Below are 16,377 nucleotides of genomic sequence, written 5' to 3'. Positions count from 1 at the left end.
TTTGTTGATTTTGTAAATCAAATCTTGAGTGTTTACTTATCTTAACATGATTTGGTTTTTTTACGCCTACCTACTTATGTCAAATGGGTTGATTTAAATGAAAATAATAGCGGCGATCAGCGGTACTATGCAATCTTTCACAAAAGAGTACAGCAGTTTGCTGTGAAACCTGCTTCATATCAAGATGTTCAAGCAATATTAGAACACCTAAAAAGGCTTAAATTAAAACGTACTCTGATAGATTGCCGATATGTATATTCAGAATGGTAATCAGAACTCTAAAATTCTTAACGCGATCGCACAGCTCGGCACGCACAGAATTACTGAATAGGGCGAATAAGTGAATTTTAGCCCATCTTTTTTGAGCTGCGAGTTTCGCTCCTAGGCTACAGGTAAGGCTTTTGACGGAATTGTCACCCCGTCAACCTGTGCAGTGAACAATCGCAAGCGCGGTTTCGGAACAGAGGGGTGGAGTGGCAACACTCCCCTCAACTCTACCTCTCTCTCGGCTTTACCCCAGAAACCGGGTTTCTTGCTGCGATCTCTAGTTTCGGAGCGCGAGGATTTTTCCTAGTTTCTCGGCATATAAGCGTAAATCCCACCCAAAGTGTCTCAGAAATCCGTCTTTCTGCTGAAGCTACAACCCTTTGGCGATCTAGAATATGTAAGTTAGTGCTTACATTAATTGAGATGAGTAGAACGAATCGAAGTGCAGCAGAAACCCGCGATCGCCTGTTGAAAGCCGCGATTGAAGTTTTCTCTACAGAAGGCTACGTTGGAGCGACAACTCGTGAAATTGCTCGTGTTGCAGATGTGAGTGAAGTTACTTTATTTCGCCGCTTTCAGAGCAAAGAGCAAGTGTTGAGTGCGGTTGCCCACCACATTACAGCATTGCGGACGGAGGCGTTGGCGCATCAAGACGAATGGACTTATGACCTACGCCGCGATCTCCTGCATTATGCAAAGCTCCACGACGACATGCTGGAGGAGTACGAAGCTCTATTTCGGATGTTTATTGGTGAAGCTCACCGGCATCCGACAGAAGCGCTGGAGGTGCTTCAGCAATCATTTTTACCGCTGCGTGAAAAACTAATTTCCTATCTACAAACCTGTGTTGAACGCGGCAGTATTCGTCCGAATGTTGACCTGCCACTAGCAGTGGATCAATTAACTGGAATGCTGCTGTCTGGTATGATTCGCCGCCATGTTTCTCAAGTAAACCGGGGCTACAGCCGTAAACGATACATCGAAGGGTGTGTGGATTTATGGGTGCGGGGAGTCAGCACAGCAGCGTCTTCTGTAAGTCGTACTTCGTCTCCAGAATAAAGGTTTCTGACAATTTTCGTATGAATTTGGCATTTTCGGATTGAAGCACCCTAAGCCGTTGCGGTGGTGCGAAGCACCTGCCGTGAGCGATCGCAGAAGTAGAGACTAAAGATGGAACGCCCTCAAATACAGAGTCATGCAACTGAACGAGATTCTATTGATATTCAGGCTTTTACCGATTCGGAAGAGTCTGAGCCTCAAGACCAGCAAAACGCTCAACAAAACGCTCAACAAAAGCGAGCAAAACCATTAAAAAAATTGAAACAATCTGCCTATGATGCAGCCGGGTATGTGCAGGGACCGCTCAAGTGGGCGATCGCCCTGACGGCTTCTCTGGGAGCCATTCTAGAAGTCATTGATACTAGCATTGTGAACGTTGCTTTAACAGATATGCAGGCGACATTAGGCGCAACCGTGACTGAAATTGCTTGGGTCGTAACGGGTTACGCGATCGCCAACGTTGTGATGATTCCGCTCTCGGCTTGGTTGGGGGACTTCTTCGGCAAGAAAACCTACTTTGTCTTTTCCATGATCGGGTTCACAGCCGCATCGATGTTATGCGGTCTATCCATCAACCTGCCGGTGCTGGTGCTAGCTCGAATTCTTCAAGGCTTTTGCGGAGGCGGACTGTTGGCAAAAGCGCAAGCGATTCTGTTTGAAACTTTTCCGCCTGCGGAACAGGGGTTAGCGCAGGCGGTGTTTGGAGTTGGGGTGATTGCAGGTCCGGCTATTGGCCCCACCCTAGGCGGCTATCTGACCGATACATTAGGCTGGCGCTGGATTTTCTTTATCAATTTGCCCGTCGGCATTGTGGCTGTCATCATGGCGATCGTGTTTCTCCGACCAGACTCGAAGCCACACGGACGGAGCCAGCAGAAAGTGGACTGGACAGGAATTGTACTGCTGTGTATTGCGGTAGGTAGTTTGCAAGGATTTTTGGAAGAAGGGGAAAAAGAAAACTGGTTTGAATCGGGTTTCATTACGCTTCTGGCGTTTGTGGCGGTTATGGGGCTGTTTCTGTTCATCTGGCGAGAACTCAGCACAAAAGCACCAGCAGTTGACTTGCGGGTTCTGCGGCATAAATCCCTGGCAGCCGGTAGCCTTTACTCTGGTATTTTGGGCATGGGGTTGTACGGAGCCTTGTTTGCTGTACCGCTGTTTGCTCAAGGCGTGCTGCGCTTTTCGGCAACGCAAACCGGATTTCTACTCGCTCCGGGAGCTTTAGCGTCCGCCATCATCATGGTTTTACTGGGCAAAATTTCGACTAAGGTGGATGCCCGCATTTTAATTGCGCTGGGAGCAGGTGGAACGGCAGCCGTCATGTTCGAGCTGGCAAAAATCACGCCCCAAACCGGAACTGATGATTTGTTTTGGCCCCTAATCTGGCGCGGTGCAACTACGGTTTTGATGTTCCTGCCCCTGAGTTTGGCAACATTGGGTTCCATCCCCAAAGAAGATGTATCGGCTGGATCTGGCTTCTATAACTTGACTCGTCAGCTCGGTGGTAGTATTGGCATTGCCATTCTGACCTCATTACTGGCTCAACGAGAGGCTTTTCATCGAGCCATTTTGTTGGCAAACTTAACGCCTTACGATCTAGAAACAACTGAGCGGCTCAGTGCACTTACTGGTTTGTTTCAGAGTCGGGGTTTTGATGCCGCAACTGCCCAACAACAAGCCCTCGCCGCGCTCTCCCAATTAGTCAATACGCAGGCAGCCGTTCTATCCTACGCAGACATTTTTCGCTTTGTCGGCATTGTCTTTCTCTGCTCGCTGCCATTGCTGCTGTTTCTCGGCAAGGGAGGCGCTGGAGCCAAAGCACCTGCTGCTCACTAATTGCTTGGTTGTAATTCTGTAGCGATTACTCCACAGCCTCCGGTTGGATAGACTTTGAGCTCGCTTGCCTCAAACAACCAATTTGTGGCGTTGCTGATTCATGGTATGAATCACCTTTTCGCTTGATGTTACAAAACTCACCCTCAAGCGGGCCTATAGCCATTGGGAAATCTTGAATTCATACCTGTATTCAGCAACGCCGTTTTCTCAACTTGATATTTTTCATGACTGGTGATGCTGTTAAGATTTTCCGTTGTCGTCTTGTTGCGATCGCCCAAAGGCCAGTTTTCCCACAGAACCCCCAATAGGGCGAGGTTTCGGAACTTTACTTTTGCCGGCGGGCCATCCTTCGCGCTGCAGGGAGCGATCGCCATCGGTCTCTTCGGTTTGGTCATGAAACAAAATTTGTCGCGTGGGATAAGGCAAATCGATGCCGTTTTCCACAAGCATTTTTTTTATAGCACAAATTACCTTGTCGCGCGATCGCATATCGTCCATTCGGCGCGGCGGAGTAATCCACCACCGAACGCGGATATTGACGGTACTTTCTGCTAGCTGAACCACCAGCACATCGGGTGCAGGATCTTTCAACACCTCCTTTATGCTGTACAATGCTTCCAGCATTAACTGCTTGGCGCGGTCAATATCGTCGCCGTAACCAATACCAAAATCGTATTCCGTGCGGCGTTTATCGAAAGCAGTATTCACTGTCACCGAATTCGTAAACAATTCGGCATTGGGAATGACAATCCGGCGACCATCATAGGTTAGGATTGTTGTAGCGCGCGTCTCAATATTTTCTACCGTTCCCTCAAAGTTTTTAAACACAATCTGGTCATCGATTCGGAACGGTTCAGTTAACAGAATTAGGATACCGGCTAAGAAATTTTGCAAGATATCGCGAAAGGCAAAACCAATCGCCACCCCACTAATTCCCAGCAATTGAATCAAATCCCCAGCTTTAAATGTGGGAATTACAATCGAAAGGGCAACAAACAGGCCAACTAGAACGATCGTACCCTGCGCCAACCGTCCTAACACCAGCCCCAAATTTCGTGCTTGGTGGTGGTTGCGAGTAAGCCGCCTGACCGCTCTTTTAATTGCCCTGCCAAAAAAGAAAAAGATTGCAAAGACAATTAACGCCAGCACCATATTGGGCAACAGGATAATCAAGCCGTCGATCATGCTCTGAATCTTTACCCAGACTGCGGATATCTCTGCCTTCATGAAGTTTCCTCGCGTATCAGTCGTTGTCGATATTACTAAAATTTAGCTCGGTTAAGTTCTATCTAAAGACTGTAGGTTGGTACGACGCGAGCAAGATTTTGTGGCAGTCCTCAAAATTTTGAATGCAGATTATAGGTTGAAATATATAGCAATTCTAAATGAATTGTGTAATTTTTGTAGGGGCAAACCCCCCGTGGTTGCCCCGATCCGTGGGGGGTAGGCACGGGGAGTAGGGGTAGCACTACCCCTACTTATTTGTACAACTGATGCGAGGATTGCTATAGTACAGTTACATCGATTAGTAGACCATCCGTAGATGCGGAATAATACCAACTCAGCCCTTCATCGGAATTATTCATCTCTCTTCCCTTCCTCTGCGTCCTCTGCGTCCTCTGTGGTTTAATCATTCCGATATAAGCGGAATTGAATATCCTAAAGAAGCTGATAAATTAATGCAGCCTAATTGCAGTTAAGGCAAAAACAACGCATCCCTGACTAAATCCCATCTGCTAAAGGGACTCGCCATGCCGAAAATTCCTGAATTTTTAACTCCTAATTGCCAAAGGGCGGTAGATCGAGTAACTGATTTTTAGAAGGTGGAAGTTGGGCGGGATTTTTGCCTGTTTGGGCTGAAGTTTGGCGTATTTCCAGAGCAGTTTCGCCAGGATTTGCAGTGCGAGTAGGTACTATCTCCAAAGAATATACTGTCTCGGTTTTTGCAGGGGCAGGATTTTGGGCTTTCGTGAGCAAGTCAACGGCATCTCCGAGGGCGCTAGTTAAATTTTTGCTAGTTTCGGCGTGACGGGCTTCTTCTTGTTTGAGGGCTTGAGTGAGTTGTTTAACTTGTTCGATCGCCCGATCGCGCTCTTGAAGAACTTCTGTTAACTTAGCTTTAAGTTCGCCTACAGTTTGCAGTTGTTCGACTTCCTGCTGGCGAGCAACTCCAGCATCGTCGCCTTCGGGCATAATGGGGGAAAAATTTTGTAATTGCTGTATTTGTGCTTCCAGAGAAGCGATGGTTTGCTGAGTTAATTTAGCATCATTCCGCCGCTGCTCGGCTTCGGTATTGTAGAGTTGGCGCCACTGAGCGGCACTTTCACCGGCCTCATCGCGATCGCGCGAAACTTCTGTTAACTGCTGTTGCAGCCGCTTGATTTCATCTAACCACTGTCTGACATCCTGAGCCATAATATTGATTTTAGATTTTAGATTTTAGATTTTAGATTGGGGAATTGGGAATTGGCAATTGAGAATTGGCAATTGCGAGTTGATAATGGCTTATATCGTTTCCGGTTGCATCGGAATGATTTAACCGCAGAGGGCGCAGAGAACGCAGAGGGAGAGAATACAGAGAGGAATAATTCCGATGCAACCGGATTTGATATTAATTAATTAACGACTTGTGTACCTCATCTTTCGCCCCATTGCCTGTGCGCTATGAACATTTTTTACTGGTTGCGCTACCTGATTTTAGCTTTGTTTCAGGCATTTTTGAGGCTGCTTCGAGCTCTCAAACGGAAATTTGGGGGGTTTTGGCTGTTTTGTCGGTGTTTGACTTGGGGGACACTCAAGGAAGTCGCCGCGAAGGCGGGAGAACAGCGCTTGCCGGGGCTGTCTGCGGAAATGGCCTACAATTCTATGCTGGCGCTGTTTCCGGGGCTGTTGGCGATCTTATCTGCGATCGCCCTCTTTGAACCTTTGCAGTCAACACTTTATCAAATCGCCCGTCTTTTGGGCGAAGTTATACCCGATAACGTTCGGAATTTGATTGGTGGCTTAATCAAAGAAATTCTGTTAACTCCCAGTAAAGGGCTGTTTTCGGTGAGCTTTCTTGGGGCGATTTGGGCATTTTCTGGAGTAATGAGCGCGGCGATGGCTGCACTCGATCGCATCCATGAAATCCCCTGCGCTCGAACTCGACCATTTTGGAAAGCAAAACTTATTTCTCTGGCGCTGAGTGTCGGTACAATTATACTATTAATTCTGGCATCGGGAGTAGTATTTGTCAGCGACTTAATTGTACAAGCTATTGCCCGCCAGAGTTGCCTGCTGGAGTCCGTCGCCAATTGCAATTTAAAAGATGTTCAAAATTGCTTGCTGCTCGCCGGCAATTGCCCTTTGGAGTCGCAACTCTTAGATGTTTGGCGGCTGTGGCGGTGGCCGATTTCTTTGGGAATTGTATCACTTGCCTTTGCCTTTGTTTACCGCTACGGGCCGAGCCGCCGTCAACCAGATATTCCTATTTTGTCAGGAGCTGTTTTTGCTGCTATTTTGTGGGCACTATTTTCAGCTTTATTTCGGTTTTATGTTTTGCATGTGGGCAATTTTAGTTGGGCTTACGGCACGATCGGAACTTTTATTGTGTTGCTGCTGTGGCTCGATCTTTCTTCTTTGGTCATGCTCATCGGCGCTCAGTTGAATGTAACAGTCGGAAAGGCAATGAAACTAAAATAACGGCCAAACAGGGCATTGGCCAAACAGGGCATTGGCCAAACAGGGCATTGGGCATTTGTTATTTGTTATTTGTTATGACAACAGTGAACAGTGAACAGTGAACAGTGAACAGTGAACAGTGAACAGTCAAAAAACTATTATTAATTACCGGATGCCGGCTTACCTGCGGAGTAAAGTGCTGAGGATACCCGCAACAAAAGACAGAAAAATGAGTATCCAGATAACACCACCGGGAATGAATGTCAATATCCCAACACCTCTGAGAATCCAAACTAGGAGGGTGAGACCCAGGATAGTCAAAAAGATGCGGGTAGACAGTCGCATTTGAAATCTAGGAGAATTAGTCATGTTGAATATTAAAGTTTTGTCTGGATCAATGATAGCTGCTTTGTTGGCGATCGGCAGTTACCTCACTTTAATTTCGGTTCCGGGTTCCGCTGTTGCGCTTGGGGGTGCAAATAAGCTGGGGGAAACGGCAAATGCTGCTCAAAAAACACCTTCTGCAAGTTTAACAATTTCCGATCGCACAATTGGAGCGGCGAAGGTGGGGATGACTTTCGGACAATTGAAAAAGGCTCTGGGTTCCACGGCGCAGTTTAAGGTAGAGTCTCCTTTTATGGTAGACTTTGATTCTGTGGCTGTCAGCCAGTCGGGAAAAGTGCAATATCGGATTATCTACGCTGCGGGTACAAAGCTAAAAGATACCGATGTCATTGAACTTTTGATGACTGAGAATTCTAATTATAAAACAGTTCAGGGCGTCGGGCCGGGAATGACTCTGAAACAAGCTGAGGCAATTTACGGTAAGGCTACTTTATCTTATAACGTGGATAATGAAATGAGAGAAGGGGTTGTATTTGCCAAGCAACCCACTAGAAACATTATGTTTGTTCCCCAGGCTGAAGGCAAACAATTTGGGGGAGTTTATGGCGCGGGTCAAGGGGGATTTTATCAGACTAACAAGTATCACCCGAATGCTGTGATTCGCTCTGTGATGGTGCGGAAGTAAGTTAGTAGTCCTGGCCGCCAAAACCCGGTTTTTTAAGGTAATTGCGTCCTTTTCGGTTGATGGCGAGCGCGAGAAACCGGGTTTTTTGCTTTTTCTGCAGGCTGTAGGAAGTCTTCTCGCCACAACCCGGTTTCTGGACACCTGCGCGGACTGAAGAAAACAAAAATTAAGGATTACCTGTGGGTAACTCCAAATACTCTTCATTGTCAAGATAATCTCTGATATTTTCCAGTATTTGCGTCAAATACTCTACGACTTCTTCCTTCATTTCTAATAGTTGCTTAATGGTCTTATCTCGCCCTACTTCCTCAAAAGACTTAATGCCGTGCGCTAAGTCATTTCTATTACTTTTAATCACTACAAGATTTTGCCCGTTTTTTGTCTTAGCAAAGTCTGTTTGATATGAAAAACCGTATTTGTCTGCTATTTCTTTAATTAACCTAGCATCCACATTCCCCGAAAACAGTTCTTCACGTTCAAATGTAGCTGTGATGATATCAGTAGAGAGTTGATTAATTGTTAAATAAATTTTCTTAGGAGAACGATTTTTAAGATTTTGGAGGACGATCAGTTTAATTTCAGGTTGGAGTTGGTCAAATGAGATGGATTTATTTTTAAACTCCTCAAATATGGCTTCAATCGCATTTCGCATAGTGGATTCAACTAAATTATACAGCAACAAAAAAGCATTAGCTTTGAGAGTTTTTGCTAACTCTGGAGCGAGGCTTTGAATTTGGTATTTGCCACGAGTATCGAATAAAGCTAACTTCGTTGTCTGTTTTTCCAAGTTTTCCAAAAAAATGAAGTAATCGTTCACCTCTTTGGCGCGTGTATTAAAGTCTAAAAATACAGTATTCATGAGTGTGACATGGCAGTTAATTGCGGAAATATTCAATACGCGCCACTACATTTATTAAACTGGTTGCCTCAGATTTTGTACAGTAGGTAAAATGAATTTACATTGCCATTAAAAGGATTGTATCCGTTCAAATAAATCTCTTCGGACTTCCTCATTCGCAGCTTCAGTTAATTGGATAGTCCGAACTGTCTTTCGGTTGAAGTTCCTCTGGCGAGGCATGAGTAAATCACTAAACTTAAATCCATTTAACTGCTCTATTTTTTTGAGTCCAATTAAGGTTAATTCGTTGTTAACAAATCTAGTTAGGGTAAGAATGCGTTGTGCACCGTATACGATCTCTAAACGTGGTTCATCATTTTCATCATGGCCGATATCAACAACGAATATAGAAGGTATTGGCAGCCCCCAAATTACCGATTCGATAAACTTTGATTGCCTTGCTTCATCCCAAACAAGTTCGCGTTGGTAGTCGGGAATAAACAACTTATTAGTATCATCGTTAATTCCTTCCATATATTTTTTAACAAGTATTTCGAGGGGATAGTCTCTCGTATCGTAATTAATTTGCTTCTGCTTGTCGCGAATTTCCATTTCAGCAGCATTTCTGTCTTGAAGCGTAATTTGTTCTAGTTGCGATCGCATATTTTTAAGTAACGAGAAAGTGGTGTGGATACGATCATTTTACCACAGCCCAAGGTTGATAAATTCCTGTTCGGAGAATTTTAGTCTTGAGGCAACCCCAGTATAAATTCTGATTTGGCTGAGAGGGTACGGCCGATCGCACTTATCAAAAAAAGTACGCGCGTGCGAAGCTATCCCGTAGGGAATCGCCAATGTTTAGTTAACTGAAACCGCCGCGAAATTTACCATTTATAACGCGCTGCTGACGTAATTGGAAGGGCAGCCCAACGCCGATAAACGGTGACTTTCCCCACTGGAATCGAACACAACCTCAAACTTAACGTGAGGTATAGTTTGTCGCAAAAACTGAAAATGCCCGTCTGCATCTGAACGACTGCGGAAGCGGGCAACAATTATCCATTGCTCAGAGGGTAACAGACGGGCGATCGCCCAACAACACAAGCGTTCTTTGTATGTCATCATAGAATTCGTCTCCATTGAATGTTGGAGCCAGAGCCAGCCCGGAACCTTCGACAGTAAGGGGCTGGCTTTTGACTGTTTACAGGTGCCAATATAACACATAATGACGTACAATAATATAAATTGACTTAAAACGAAATATTTTTATCGGTCTTAACTCAAAACAGCGTAAGATGGAGTGTGTTGAGATGTTTTGCAGTGCAACGAATGGCTTCACGGGGACGAGTTACCGCATACTTGCCAGAGGAGATTCAAAAAGCTCTGGAAGAATGGGCAGAAGAAGAAAGCAGATCCGTTAGCAGTTTGACAACTTACCTGCTGACGAAATCTGTTAGAGAGCGCCAAGAGCAGAAAAAGGACCAATCCCGGAGCGATCGCCCGAGTTGAAGACGGCGCCATACTGAAAGGGTTTGCAGTGTAAAATTTAAGACAATTGAAGTAAAACCCTGCCCACCTATGCCTTCACGAATGCGAGTTACAGTTACACTGCCAGAAGACGTTCATCAAGCCTTGTCCGAATGGGCCGAAGAAGAAGATAGAACCCTCGCAAACCTTCTCTCCCATGTCGCAGCTAAAGCAGTCAGAGATCGCCAAGAGCTCAAAAAAGATAAATCAGAAAACGATCGCCCTTAAGAACGATCGCCCGCAATCCCATTCGCGTCCATCAGCAGTCAAAAAAAGAACCATCGCCTCAAAAAAATAAGGTGGGCCGCAGCCCACCCTACCCAAATTATTTAGCAGTCACCAACTGCGCCGGCAGCCGCTTAAACGCCAACCTTTCATTCTCGATATCCACAAAAATGGTATCGCCGTCAGCAAAATCTCCCCGCAAAATGCCCTTCGCCATTTGCGTTTCCAACTCGCGCTGAATTCCCCGTTTCAAAGGCCGCGCACCGTAAACCGGATCGTAACCAATTTCGGCTAAGAAGTCGATCGCAGATTCCGACAATTTCAGAGACATTTTGCGATCGGCTAACCGTTTTTCCAAGCGCTTAACTTGCAACAGCACAATCTGCCGCAGTTCCGTCTTACTCAAACCGTGGAAGATAATCATCTCATCAATCCGGTTCAAGAATTCCGGGCGGAAAGTTCCCCGCATCGCTTCCATCACCCGACTCCGCATTTGTTCGTTATCTCCCGCCACATCTAAGATGTATTGAGAGCCGACATTCGATGTCATAATAATCACAGAATTCTTAAAGTCTACCGTGTGACCTTGAGCATCGGTAACGCGGCCGTCATCCAGAATTTGCAGCATGATGTTGAAGACATCCGGGTGCGCTTTCTCGATTTCATCGAATAGAATCACGGAGTAAGGACGGCGGCGCACAGCCTCAGTTAATTGTCCACCTTCATCGTAGCCAACATATCCCGGAGGCGCACCAATTAACCGAGAAACCGCGTGTTTTTCCATGTATTCCGACATATCAATTCGCACGATCGCTTCTTCGGTGTCGAACAGATAAGCCGCTAATGCTTTGGCTAATTCGGTTTTGCCAACACCCGTGGGGCCGAGGAAGATAAAACTGGCAACCGGACGATTGGGATCGGCTAAACCTGCGCGCGATCGTTGAATTGCATCTGCAACAGCCGTCACCGCTTCATCCTGTCCAATTACCCGCTTGTGCAGTTCATCTTCCAAGTGCAGAAGTTTCTGCATTTCCGATTCAACTAACTTGCTGATGGGAATTCCCGTCCACTTAGAAATAATCTCGGCAATGTCAGCTTCCGTGACTTCTTCCCGCAGCAAAGTTTTACCTGTGGTTTGAGTTGCTGAAAGTTGAGCTTCTGCTTCTTGCAATTGTTTTTGCAATTCAGTTAACTTGCTATATTTCAACTCAGCAGCGCGGTTGAGGTCATATTTTAATTCAGCTTGCTGAATTTCAATGTTAACCTTGTCAATCTGTTCTTTAATCTTTTGAATGTTTCCGATGACACCTTTTTCCGATTGCCACTGGGCATTCAAAGCGCTTTGCTGTTCCTTGAGGTTTGCTAAGTCTTTTTCCAGTCTTTCCAAGCGGTCAATCGAAGCAGAGTTACTTTCTTTTTGCAGCGACAGTCTTTCCATTTCTAGCTGCAAAATCCTGCGGTCAATTTCGTCTAGTTCTTCCGGCTTCGAGGTAATCTCCATTTTGAGTTTAGCGGCTGCTTCGTCAACTAAGTCAATGGCTTTGTCGGGAAGGAAGCGATCGCTAATATATCGAGTAGACAAAGTAGCCGCCGCCACTAGGGCGCTGTCAGAAATTTTAACCCCGTGGTGAACTTCATACCGTTCTTTCAAGCCCCGCAAAATCGAGACAGTATCTTCAACTGTTGGTTGATCAACATAAACTTGTTGAAAACGGCGTTCTAGTGCCGCATCTTTTTCGAGGTACTTGCGGTATTCGTCGAGAGTTGTAGCACCGATACAGCGCAATTCTCCCCTCGCTAACATGGGTTTAAGTAAGTTGCCTGCATCCATCGAGCCTTGAGTTGCGCCGGCACCGACAACGGTGTGAATTTCATCAATAAATAAGATGACTTTGCCGTTACTATCCATCACTTCTTTGAGCACCGCTTTCAAGCGTTCTTCAAATTCTCCCCGGAATTTTGCCCCGGCAATTAAAGCGCCCATATCTAAGCTAATTAATTGTCTGTCTTTGAGAGATTGCGGCACATCTCCGGTGATAATTCGCTGGGCGAGTCCTTCGGCGATCGCAGTTTTGCCGACTCCCGGTTCCCCAATCAATACCGGATTATTTTTGGTGCGACGGCTCAAAATTTGAATCGTGCGACGGATTTCGTCATCCCGTCCGATTACCGGATCGAGTTTGCCTTGACGCGCGGCTTCAGTCAAATCTCGGCCGTATTTTTCCAGCGCTTCGTATTTGCCTTCTGGATTTTGATCGGTCACTTTGTTCTTCCCCCGGACTTGGGTAATGATATCTTTAAGCTTGGCTTCATCTAGTTTAAATTCTTGTAGTAGATTTTTGCCAAAGCGATCGTCCTTAACGTAACCTAGTATCAAATGCTCGATCGAAATAAATTCATCGCCGTACTCTTTGCGATAAGTTTCGGCGCGATCGAGCAAAGTGTCGAGAGAACGACCTAGATAAACGTTGCCGCCGCTTCCAGTAATTTTGGGCTGACGACTGATAAACTCATCAGTGCGATCGCGCAATTTTGCTACAGAAACTCCAGCTTTGTTAAATAAGCTGCTAGCGAGTCCCGATTCTTGTTCCAGCAAAGCTTTCATCAAATGTTCGCTTTCTAGCTGCTGCTGCTGACCTGCTTTGACGATTTCGGGGGTGCGGGCGAGGGCTTCCCAGGCTTTTTCGGTAAATTGGTTTGGATTATTTGGTTGCATAAATTTTAATTCCCTGCATTAAAAATGATGACTGCTGTAGAGGCAATTGCTCGATCGCCCGTACAATTGTCATTGTAGGGAGTTGCGGAGGGGGGGCGGATCGGTGTTCCCCTATCTTGAGATAGGTATTTCCGTCCTGTGTAGCAGTCTCTCGCAAGGAAAAGCAAACTGCCGCGCCTAAAAGTTGGACTCTTGGATAAGACTGAGATGTTGCACCATTGTCAATAAGCTTTTATGAACAGGCTTTTCGGCCTGTTCCACAAAGAGTGAATTTTCTTCTTGTGGAACAGGCATCTTCCCTGTTCTTGAGAAGAGTGCAAGATGTGAGATAAGACCAAATCTCACATTAAAAATGCTTTCTAGTGCCACTTGAAAAAACGGCACATTCTTAAACAATCTCCTGCTGCGGAAAATGGAAAAACACTCATGTAAATAGGAGAGAGGACTTGAGAAGCGTCACAGTCCTATAGCTAAACCCAAAGCGTTATTGTTTTACTCATCAATAACAGCCGCTATAACTCTCAGAACTGGAAAATATAGCCATGAAAATTGTACCTTTAATTTCGTTAGGTATTATAGCAAGTGCCGCGATCGCACTAGCCCCTGAAGCTTTGGCAAGTACCTGGCGTGCCGCACACAGGATGTCGGGTTTTTCCGCCGACAGCAATTACTACTTGTATCTAGAAAGTTCCAGAGATACAGGAGCGGGAATTCCCAAAGCCGAATTGCAAATTGTCCAAGTTGCTGCAAATTCCTGCATCAGAAATGGGTGTATCGAAACTAAATATGGCGAACCCGACTCCAATAAAAGCACTAAAATGGCAGAAGATGACTTGCTTAAAAAAAGTTGGAATAGCAGGCAAACTTTGAAGTTAACTCCTCCTCAAGCGGGAACTAAACGGAACATTATTTCTCGTACTCCTGGAGCCAATGGAAGCGAGACCGTCGCCGTCAAAGTCAATACAGCAAAGCCTTTACAAATTCGCCTGGAACAGCGGCAAAAAAATGCTTCTGCTGGCAAAGAAAGCGCGGCCATGCGTCTTGTAATTAATCATAACGGCCGGCAGCGTGTCCTGGGAACGCTGAACAATTTTCAAGATTGGGTGTTCTCTTATTCAATCCGAGAAGTTCGTTTGTCTCCGAACGGGCGCAATGTCGTTGTCCTGCTGGACAAGACAGAACGCACTTTTGAAGGAGTCTTGAAAACTACTGTTGTACAAGGCTTTGTTCTGTAGGCTTGCTATATTCCCAGCTTTTGACCTGGGAATTATCAAAACTTACAAGGATTGTTGGCCAATTTTAATCAGGTTCCCTGAGTAAAAGTGATTTCACCAATGACCGCTTTACTCTCTCTAGACCGAGAGGAAATCTTCAGAACCGATGAGATTGGGAGCAACACCTATCAAAGAAGCTAAAACTTCACCGCTGCTGGTTACTGTAATTAATGTGCCGTCAGTTCCCGGCGAAATTGATAGCTGTCCGAAGGTCAAGCCATTGATTAATTGCACGGTATCTTGAGAGCTGGCGAAATCAGCGATCGTATCAACTCCCAATCCCGCACCTAAAACAAATACATCGTTGCCCGCGCCGCCGACTAGAATATCGTTTCCCAAACCGCCGTTGAGAGTGTCAAAACCTTTGGCGCCATTGAGGATATCGCTGCCCTCGCCCCCGACAAGGATATCGTTGCCCCGCAAACCGGTGAGTACGTCATTACCTTCCACACCGTTGATGATATCCTTGCCGCTGGTGCCAGACAGGTTGTCGTTGCCGGGAGTGCCGTTGATGTTGTTACCAAGAGGATTATTGCCTGGAATGTTACCGATGTCAGAAACAAAAACATCGATGTTATTGTTAGTATCTCCCGGTACGAGGTTAGTGGCATCAGATGAAAACGCTACTCTCCCCCCATCTGCAGAGATGGAGGCCTCGAAGGACAGGCTGTTCCCCTGATTGCCTGCTGAGTCAACAGAAACGCGGGTGGTGGTGTTGGCTAGCGTGTCGCGCACGAAGATGTCGCTTCTATTGTTAGTGTCCCCCGGCACGAGGTTGGAGGCACTAGAATGAAACGCCACAAACCGCCCGTCGGTTGAGATGGAAGCGCTGTTGGAGTTACTGTTCCCCTCATTGCCTGCTGAGTTCGTAGAGACGCGGGTGGTGGTATTCGTCAACAAGTCCCGCACGAAGATGTCGATGTTATTGTCAGTGTCCCCCGGCACGAAGTTTGTGGCAAAAGAGGAAAATGCCACAAACCGCCCGTCGGCTGAGAGGGAGGGGTTGTAGGACTCCCCGTTCGCCTGATTGCCTGCTGAGTTCGTAGAGACGCGGGTGGTGGTATTTGTCAACAAGTCCCGCACGAAGATGTCGTTTGTATTGTTAGTATCCCCCGGCACTAGGTTTGTGGCAAGAGAGGAAAATGCCACAAACCGCCCGTCGGCTGAGAGGGAGGAGCCGTAGGACTCCCTGTTCGCCTGATTGCCTGCTGAGTCAACAGAGACGCGGGTGGTGGTATTCGTCAACAAGTCTCGCACGAAGATGTCGGCTGTATTGTTAGTGTCCCCCGGCACTAGCTTGGAGGCGTCAGAAAAAAACACCACAAATCGCCCGTCGGGGGTGATGGAGCCACCTCCGGAGGCATTGTTCGTCACCTGATTGCCTGCTGAGTCAACAGAGACGCGGGTGGTGGTATTCGTCAACAAGTCCCGTAAGAAGAAGTCGTTTGTATTGTTAGTGTCTCCCGGCACAAGGTTTGTGGCATCAGACCAAAATGCCACAAACCGCCCGTCGGCTGAGATGGAGGGGCTGTAGGAGTCGCCGAGAGTCTGATTGCCTGCTGAGTCAACAGAGACACGGGTGGTGGTATTGGCTAGCGTGTCCCGCACAAAGACATCCTCGCTAGCGTTAGTGTCTCCCGGCACGAGGTTGGATGCTGGAGATTCAAACGCCACAAACCGCCCGTCGGGCGAAATGGAAGCAGAGGAAAAGGTGCCCAATGGCCCTCGATTGCCCTGATTGCCTGCTGAGTCAACTGAAACGCGAGTAATATTCATAAGCCCTGATATTTCAATAGTCCGAACAGTTTTTATTTCGTAGTCTGAAACCCTCAATTTTCCGTTGGTAGCTCGATCGCCTTGGAGCCTTGAAACCCTTCTCCTACGGTTAGTAATCAACAACTGTCCGAAGTATTGATATTTAAGAGTACAACTTTGGAGATGGGTT

Annotated in this window: 14 protein-coding genes; 7 read left to right on the top strand and 7 right to left on the bottom strand. The window is 46.5% G+C overall.

Annotation, left to right across the window (positions count from 1 at the left end):
• Positions 1-690: 690 nt before the first annotated feature.
• Both QUA16_RS13645 and QUA16_RS13640 read left to right on the top strand, forming a co-directional pair.
• Positions 691-1,326, top strand: a complete 636-nt coding sequence (locus QUA16_RS13645; RefSeq protein WP_333106460.1) for a TetR/AcrR family transcriptional regulator — start codon at positions 691-693, stop codon at positions 1,324-1,326.
• 111 nt (positions 1,327-1,437) lie between these two features.
• Positions 1,438-3,162, top strand: coding sequence for a DHA2 family efflux MFS transporter permease subunit (locus tag QUA16_RS13640; protein WP_333106461.1), 1,725 nt, complete (start codon positions 1,438-1,440; stop codon positions 3,160-3,162).
• Positions 3,163-3,402: 240 nt separating this feature from the next.
• On the opposite strand, the gene QUA16_RS13635 is transcribed toward QUA16_RS13640, so the two are convergent.
• Together QUA16_RS13635 and QUA16_RS13630 are read right to left on the bottom strand one after the other, a co-directional pair.
• Positions 3,403-4,389, bottom strand: a complete 987-nt coding sequence (locus QUA16_RS13635) for a mechanosensitive ion channel family protein (RefSeq protein ID WP_333106462.1) — start codon at positions 4,387-4,389, stop codon at positions 3,403-3,405.
• 552 nt (positions 4,390-4,941) lie between these two features.
• On the bottom strand, positions 4,942-5,577 hold the full coding sequence (locus QUA16_RS13630) for a hypothetical protein (protein WP_333106463.1): 636 nt from the start codon (positions 5,575-5,577) through the stop codon (positions 4,942-4,944).
• Between the two features lie 249 nt (positions 5,578-5,826).
• Between QUA16_RS13630 and QUA16_RS13625 the strand changes: the two genes are divergently transcribed.
• On the top strand, positions 5,827-6,843 hold the full coding sequence (locus QUA16_RS13625; RefSeq protein WP_333106464.1) for a YihY/virulence factor BrkB family protein: 1,017 nt from the start codon (positions 5,827-5,829) through the stop codon (positions 6,841-6,843).
• 346 nt (positions 6,844-7,189) lie between these two features.
• Positions 7,190-7,852, top strand: coding sequence for a hypothetical protein (locus tag QUA16_RS13620; protein ID WP_333106465.1), 663 nt, complete (start codon positions 7,190-7,192; stop codon positions 7,850-7,852).
• Between the two features lie 166 nt (positions 7,853-8,018).
• On the opposite strand, the gene QUA16_RS13615 is transcribed toward QUA16_RS13620, so the two are convergent.
• From QUA16_RS13615 to QUA16_RS13605, 3 genes are all read right to left on the bottom strand, one after another.
• Entirely contained in the window at positions 8,019-8,711 is a 693-nt protein-coding gene (locus QUA16_RS13615) for an MAE_28990/MAE_18760 family HEPN-like nuclease (protein ID WP_333106466.1), read from the bottom strand.
• Between the two features lie 108 nt (positions 8,712-8,819).
• Entirely contained in the window at positions 8,820-9,353 is a 534-nt protein-coding gene (locus QUA16_RS13610) for a DUF262 domain-containing protein (RefSeq protein WP_333106468.1), read from the bottom strand.
• A gap of 228 nt (positions 9,354-9,581) precedes the next feature.
• Positions 9,582-9,815 carry a hypothetical protein gene (locus QUA16_RS13605; RefSeq protein ID WP_333106469.1) on the bottom strand — a complete coding sequence of 78 codons (234 nt, stop codon included), beginning with the start codon at positions 9,813-9,815 and terminating at the stop codon, positions 9,582-9,584.
• Positions 9,816-10,019: 204 nt separating this feature from the next.
• On the opposite strand from QUA16_RS13605, the gene QUA16_RS13600 reads away from it, so the two are divergent.
• Together QUA16_RS13600 and QUA16_RS13595 are read left to right on the top strand one after the other, a co-directional pair.
• Positions 10,020-10,199 (top strand): ribbon-helix-helix domain-containing protein, encoded by a 180-nt coding sequence (locus QUA16_RS13600; RefSeq protein WP_332960054.1) that lies wholly within the window; start codon positions 10,020-10,022, stop codon positions 10,197-10,199.
• A gap of 69 nt (positions 10,200-10,268) precedes the next feature.
• Positions 10,269-10,445, top strand: a complete 177-nt coding sequence (locus QUA16_RS13595) for a ribbon-helix-helix domain-containing protein (protein ID WP_333052781.1) — start codon at positions 10,269-10,271, stop codon at positions 10,443-10,445.
• Between the two features lie 97 nt (positions 10,446-10,542).
• Here QUA16_RS13595 and clpB read toward each other — a convergent pair whose 3' ends face one another.
• Positions 10,543-13,158, bottom strand: coding sequence for an ATP-dependent chaperone ClpB (gene clpB / locus QUA16_RS13590; protein ID WP_333106470.1), 2,616 nt, complete (start codon positions 13,156-13,158; stop codon positions 10,543-10,545).
• A gap of 542 nt (positions 13,159-13,700) precedes the next feature.
• Here clpB and QUA16_RS13585 point away from each other — a divergent pair.
• On the top strand, positions 13,701-14,393 hold the full coding sequence (locus QUA16_RS13585) for a DUF2259 domain-containing protein (RefSeq protein WP_333106471.1): 693 nt from the start codon (positions 13,701-13,703) through the stop codon (positions 14,391-14,393).
• Between the two features lie 117 nt (positions 14,394-14,510).
• Here the strand turns inward: QUA16_RS13585 and QUA16_RS13580 are convergent, their stop codons facing one another.
• The gene (locus tag QUA16_RS13580) at positions 14,511-16,208 is read right to left on the bottom strand and encodes a calcium-binding protein (protein ID WP_333106472.1); all 1,698 of its coding nucleotides are present in this window, start codon (positions 16,206-16,208) and stop codon (positions 14,511-14,513) included.
• Between the last annotated feature and the right edge of the window lie 169 nt (positions 16,209-16,377).

The sequence above is a fragment of the Microcoleus sp. S13_C3 genome (assembly GCF_036700905.1).
Lineage (GTDB): Bacteria > Cyanobacteriota > Cyanobacteriia > Cyanobacteriales > Microcoleaceae > Microcoleus.
This window is presented reverse-complemented; position numbering and strand designations above follow the sequence as displayed.